This is a genomic window from Caulobacter sp. SSI4214 (assembly GCF_012184455.1).
GTDB lineage: Bacteria > Pseudomonadota > Alphaproteobacteria > Caulobacterales > Caulobacteraceae > Caulobacter > Caulobacter vibrioides_E.
Map to the genome: position 1 here is coordinate 1 of NZ_SZWJ01000147.1, position 5,579 is coordinate 5,579.

Sequence of the window (5,579 nt, forward strand, 5' to 3'; positions counted from 1 at the left end):
CCGGCGGGCACGATGCGGTCCGGCGCCGACTTCAGCTTGTCGCCCCAGAGCTCCCCCGCCGCCAGCGCCTTGGTACCGGCCGAGAACAACGGATGGGCCAGCAGTCGCACGGCTGGATTGGCGTCGGAAATCTGGCCGCTCCGGGCCGCCTCGCTGACCGTGGCCAGCGGCGTCAGCGCGCGGGAGCCGGCCGAAAGGCCGATGAGCAGGGATCGAAGCATGGGGACCTCCAGGGGGTGTTCCTTGCGGAACCCTGGCGGAGGTCTTTCGATCCGATCAGGCCGGCGCGAAATCCATGGCGCGCACCGCCCGCGCGATGAACCCGCCGCCCAGAACGCGCTCGGGATCGGCCGGATCGTAGAGCACGCAGGCCTGGCCGGGAGCGACGCCTTCCTCGGTCCCGTCGAAGGCCACGGCGACCTCGCCGTCCAGCAGGGTCAGGCGGCCGGGCACCGGCTCGCGGGTCGAGCGGACGCGGGCCAGGACCGGCTGGCCCTCGGCGGCGGCCGTGTCCAGGTCGTCCTGCCCGCCCAGCCAGCTGCCTTCCTTGAGGGTCAGGGCGGCGGTCAGCAGAGCCTCGCGCGGGCCGACGACGACCTGGCGCTTGTCGGCGTCGATGCGGACCACGAACAGCGGATCGCCCACGGCGACGTTCAGGCCCCGGCGCTGGCCGATCGTGTAGCGGGTCACGCCCTCGTGGCGGCCCAGCACGCGGCCGTCCAGGTGCACGATATCGCCGGGCTCCGCGCCGTGCGGGCGGATGCGGTCGATCACCGTCGTGTACTTGCCTTCCGGCACGAAGCAGATGTCCTGGCTGTCGGGCTTGTCGGCGATGGAGAGGCCGAGGCCCGCCGCGACGGCGCGCACGGTCGGCTTGTCCATGCCGCCCAGCGGGAAGCGCAGGAAGTCGAGCTGCTCACGCGTGGTGGCGAACAGAAAATAGCTCTGATCCTTGGCCGGGTCGGCGGCGCGGCGCAGCTGCGGCCGGTTGGCGCCCGCCGGCATCCCGCGCTGGACGTAGTGGCCGGTGGCCATAGCCTCGGCGCCGAGGTCGCGGGCGACGTCCAAGAGGTCGCGGAACTTGACCGTCTGGTTGCAGCGCACGCAGGGGATCGGCGTCTCGCCGCGCAGATAGGCGTCGGCGAAGTCCTCGATGACCTGTTCGCGGAAGCGGCTTTCGTAGTCGAGGACGTAGTGCGGTATGCCGATCCGCTCGGCGGCCATGCGGGCGTCCAGGATGTCTTGGCCGGCGCAGCAAGCGCCCTTGCGCGAGATCGCCGCCCCGTGGTCGTAGAGCTGCAGGGTGACGCCCACCACGTCGTAGCCGGCGCGGGCCAGCAGGGCGGCGGTGACGGTGGAGTCCACGCCGCCGGACATGGCCGCGACGATCCGCGTTCCTTCCGGCAGGCCGACGGCCGCGCGCGCCTGCTCGACCGCGCGCGCGATCAGGGCGTCGGGGTCTTGCGGGGCGGCGGAGGTCGAGGCGTCGGCGGTCATCGCCGCCATATAGCGGCTGAGGAGCGGGTTTGCGAGTTCGCGCCCCTCCCTGTGACGTCGAGGGCGCCTACTTCAGCACGTTCAGCAGCGAGGAGGCTTGCAGGCTGCTGAACACCTGAGCCGAGGCCTGGACGGCCAGCTGGGCGGACTGCAGGCGGGTGATGGCGCTGGCCATGTCGACGTCGGTGATGCCGCCGACCATCGAGGTCAGGGTGTCGGCCTGGTTCGAGAGGTCCGTCTGGGCGCTCTCGAAGCGCTTCTGGGTGACGCCGTTCTGGCCCTGGATGTTGACGACCCCGTTGTAGGCGGTGTCGAAGGTCGACAGGGTGCTCTTCAGGAACTGGGTCTGGGCGTCGGTCAGGTTGCCGGTGAACGGGCCGTTGGCGTCGACATAGGCCTGGATCGACTTGAAGGCGTCGAACACGCCAGTCCCCAGCTTGTCGCCCAGGATCCCGGTATTGGCGTTGGTCTGCTCGTCGATCCGGGCGGTGGCCACATACTGGTCGTTGTTGAACAGCGCGGCCGTCGGCGGCCCGGCGGTCAGGTCGGCCATGGTCGAGGCCGAGGTCGTGGGCGTGTCGGTCTTGGCGCCCGAGAACACATAGAGCCCGTTCGACTTGGTGTTCAGCCCCTGGACCACGTCGCTGAAGCTGGACTGGAGCTGCTGCATCAGGGTCGTGGCGTTGCCGGCGGCCAAGGCGTTGGCGACGGCGTCGCGGGCGCTCTTGGTGGAGTCGGCGACCTTGCCGATGCCGCTGTCCTGGGTGGCCAGCCTGTTGGTCACCTGCTTGTTCTGGTCGATCAGGCCCTCGATGCGGGCCTGCGTGCCGCGCATGGCGGTCAGCATCTCCGCGTCCTTGGAGTAGCCCTTCAGGTCCGTGGCGACCTTCTGGCTCGAGACCTCCTGACCAGCCGTGTTCTGGTTGATCTGAGCCTTCATCAGGTTCGAGGTCATGATGTTGTAGTTCTGGATCGTCGAGACGCGGGTCATGGCTTATCTCAGGATGCCGGTCAGGGTGTCGAACATGTCCTTGGTCGCCTGGATCAGGCGGGCCGAGGCGTTGAAAGCCTGCTGATAGGTGGTGAGGTTGATCAGTTCCTCGTCGAGGTTGACGCCTTCCTCCGACTGTCTCTGGCTCTGCACCTCGCTGCTCACCGCATCGGCGGCGTCCTTGCGGCTGGAGGCGTTGGCCGACTGCCGGGCCACCGATCCCGCGAATTGCGAGGAATAGCGCGAGACGGTCATGGTGGCCGCCGAGGCGTCGCCCGCCGCCGAGAAGTCGAGCGTGGTTTCGCCGGCCTTGGCCAGCGCCAGCGCCCCGCGCCCGTCACCGACCGCCAGGGCCGCGCTGCCGCCGACCGTCTGGGTGGTGTCCAGCTTGGCGAAGGGGATCAGGGCCGGGTTCTGCTCCATCGCCGTGTTCACATAGAACTTCGACCCGCGGGTGCTGCGTTCGGCGGGGCCGATCCCGAAGAGCTGGCTGGCCGAAGGGCCGCCGGTCCCCCGCTCGGTGGTGTCGGCCACGACCGACATCGTCACCGGCGAGGTGGTGTTGGAGACGAAGCTGATCTGGCCCTTGGCGTTCAGATTGAACTGACCGTACATCCCAACGCCGGTGGCGCGGGAGTTCAGCGCGTCCATCATGTCCTGCATCGTGCCGCCGACGGGCATGTCGACATTGACGTCGCGAATGCGTCCGCCGTCCGAATCCGTCAGGCGAATGGTCATCGTGCCCGTGAAGCCGTTCAGGTCGGTGGGCTGAAGGCCCGTCTCATAGGGCGAATAGCCGTCGGTGCGGATGATGTCGTTCAGGCCGAAATACTGGCTGAAGCCCTTGCCGATCTTGCTGGACGGGGTGGTCGGATCGTCGGCCACCGCCACGCCCAGGCCGCCAGTTCCAGACAGCGACAGGGCGCCGCTCGAGAACCCAGCGGAGCCCTGGCCGCCGAGGGCGGTGTTCAGCTGGGCAATGAAGTTGGCCGGGGTGAAGGTCGGGCCCGCCGCGCCGTTGACCGTCATCGTGCCGGCGTCGAAGTCGACGTCGACGCGGCGCTGGATGACGCCGCTGCTGTCGGTCAGGGCGATCGTGGTCTTGCCCGTAAAGCCGCTGAGCGCCGATTGCGCGTCGAGGCCGGTGTTCCGGCCGGTCAGAACGCTCGGCGCCGGGACGGCCGAGGCGGCGTTGGAGGCCTTGTTGATCGCCTCGGCCGCGCGCGAGGTGAATTCGCCCAGCTGGTCCGACAGATTGGGCAGGTCGGCGTTGCGCAGATCCATCAGGCCCTTGATCTCGCCGCTCGAGATGTTCAGGGGCGTGGGGTTCACCGACCCGGTGGCCAGCTGCACGGTCAGATAACTGTTGGCGGTGGCCGAGGTTTGGTAGGTGATCTTCGCCGCGCCGTCGCCGGCCAGGTTCAGGCCCTCGGTCGAGCGCAGGATGACGCCGCCCGCCGCGCGGGGGCTGACCTGGACGTTCATCAGCTTGGAGAGCTGGTCGATCAGACCGCTCTGGACGTTTTCGGCCCCGGTGGAGTCGGCTCCGGCGACCTTGGCCCGCGTGATATCGCTGTTGAGGCCGTCGATCTGGCTCAAGAGGTCGTTCACCTGGTCGACGTCCGCCGAGACCCGGGTGTCGGCGTCCTTGCCCAGCTTGGAGATCGACGAGGTGATGCGGCTGGATTCGCTCAGGAACGTGTCGACATTGGACAGGGCCTGGCCGCGGAGCAGCATCGACGACGGCGTGTCCTGAGCGGCCGAGAAGGCCGAGAACACGTTGTCCAGCGTCGTGAAGAAGCTGCTGTCGCTGCTGGGGTCGCCGAATAGCTGCTGGGCGCTGTTCAGCGTGTCGGACTTGGCCGCCGCCGCGCCGCTGTCGGAGCTGGCGTTCAGCGAGGCCGACTGCAGGAAGCGATCGGTGGCGCGCTTGATGGCGTCGATGCTGACGCCGACGCCCATGCCGTTGGAGATCAGGTTCGACTGGCTGATCGTCTTGCGGACGTAGCCGGCCGTGTTGACGTTGGCGATATTGTCCGACGTGACGCGCAGACCGGTCTGCGCGGCCATCATGCCGGACGTCGCCGTGCTCATGATCGCGCTCAGCGACATGCGGATGCTCCCTTAGACGCGCGCATCGCCCATTCGCGCCCGGCAAACCGCGCAACACGCGACGCGCCCTTGCCCGGCGAAACTTGCCGGGTCGGGGAGGGGATCAGTCCCCCGATATGTGCCAAGCCACTGAAATTCATGGCGATTTGTTCCGGGCGTCGGATATTCGACGAGGAACCATGCGCAAGGAGGGCGCCAACCGAACCCGCGACGCGCCGACGCGGCAAGCCAGGCCCTTCGACGGCGTCGCCACCCGGCAAAAAGCGCCACACGGACCAGTATTTTTCTTCGTAAATGGAGGATTAATATCAATTAAATCAGTGTCTTGGTTCGATTTTGGGAGTTGGCCCGACCGTTGCGTAGGGGAACGCCGCACAAAGGCGTGTCCGTCATGGAGCGCCGCCGGAACCGAGCCCGACTGCGAATGACCGCGATCGCCGCACCCCCCGCCGCCCTGCCGCCCGCCCCGACTCCGGTGGCGAGCGTCAAGTCGCCCAGCGACGGCTTCGATACGCTGCTGGCCACGGTCGGCGCCAATCACGACGACAGCGCGCCGCCGCCCCGGGCTCCGGCGCCCTCGCGGGCCGATGCGAACGATGACACCCGCGACTCGAGGCCGTCGGACGCGGCCCCCCGCTCGGACTCGAGGAGTGATACGCGCGCCGCCGATCGGGCTTCCGATCGCGCCGACGCGGCCCGCGACGCCAGGAGCGACGCGGCCGCCGACGCCAAGGCCTCGGACAAGGCCTCGGACGCCAAGGACGCCCGCGCCGACGCCGTCCATGACCGCAAGGCAACCCAGGACGCCCAGGGCAAGAACGCCGAAGCCAAGGACGCCAAGGCCAGCGCCGCCGATGACGCGTCTGCCCAGAAGGCCAGCCAGGACGCGGCCGTCGACGGCAAGGACGCCGCGGCCCAGGCCGCCGCCGCCCTGATCGCCGCCATGCAGGTTCCGGCTCAGGTCCCGACCCAGACCGCG

Annotated in this window: 3 protein-coding genes and 2 pseudogenes; 1 reads left to right on the forward strand and 4 read right to left on the reverse strand. The window is 68.8% G+C overall.

Annotated features, from left to right (window positions below):
* From FCU40_RS22370 to flgK, 4 genes and pseudogenes are all read right to left on the reverse strand, one after another.
* Window positions 1-221 (reverse strand): annotated as a pseudogene (locus FCU40_RS22370) (DUF4126 domain-containing protein); the annotation flags it as partial.
* Between the two features lie 55 nt (window positions 222-276).
* Window positions 277-1,497: a tRNA 2-thiouridine(34) synthase MnmA gene (mnmA, locus tag FCU40_RS22375; RefSeq protein WP_168078004.1), complete on the reverse strand. Its 1,221-nt coding sequence runs from the start codon at window positions 1,495-1,497 to the stop codon at window positions 277-279.
* Window positions 1,498-1,564: 67 nt separating this feature from the next.
* Window positions 1,565-2,488 (reverse strand): flagellin, encoded by a 924-nt coding sequence (locus tag FCU40_RS22380; RefSeq protein ID WP_168078006.1) that lies wholly within the window; start codon window positions 2,486-2,488, stop codon window positions 1,565-1,567.
* A 3-nt stretch (window positions 2,489-2,491) separates the two neighbouring features.
* The gene (gene flgK, locus FCU40_RS22385) at window positions 2,492-4,600 is read right to left on the reverse strand and encodes a flagellar hook-associated protein FlgK (RefSeq protein WP_168078008.1); all 2,109 of its coding nucleotides are present in this window, start codon (window positions 4,598-4,600) and stop codon (window positions 2,492-2,494) included.
* 424 nt (window positions 4,601-5,024) lie between these two features.
* Here flgK and FCU40_RS22390 point away from each other — a divergent pair.
* A pseudogene (locus tag FCU40_RS22390) lies at window positions 5,025-5,579 on the forward strand (hypothetical protein); the annotation flags it as partial.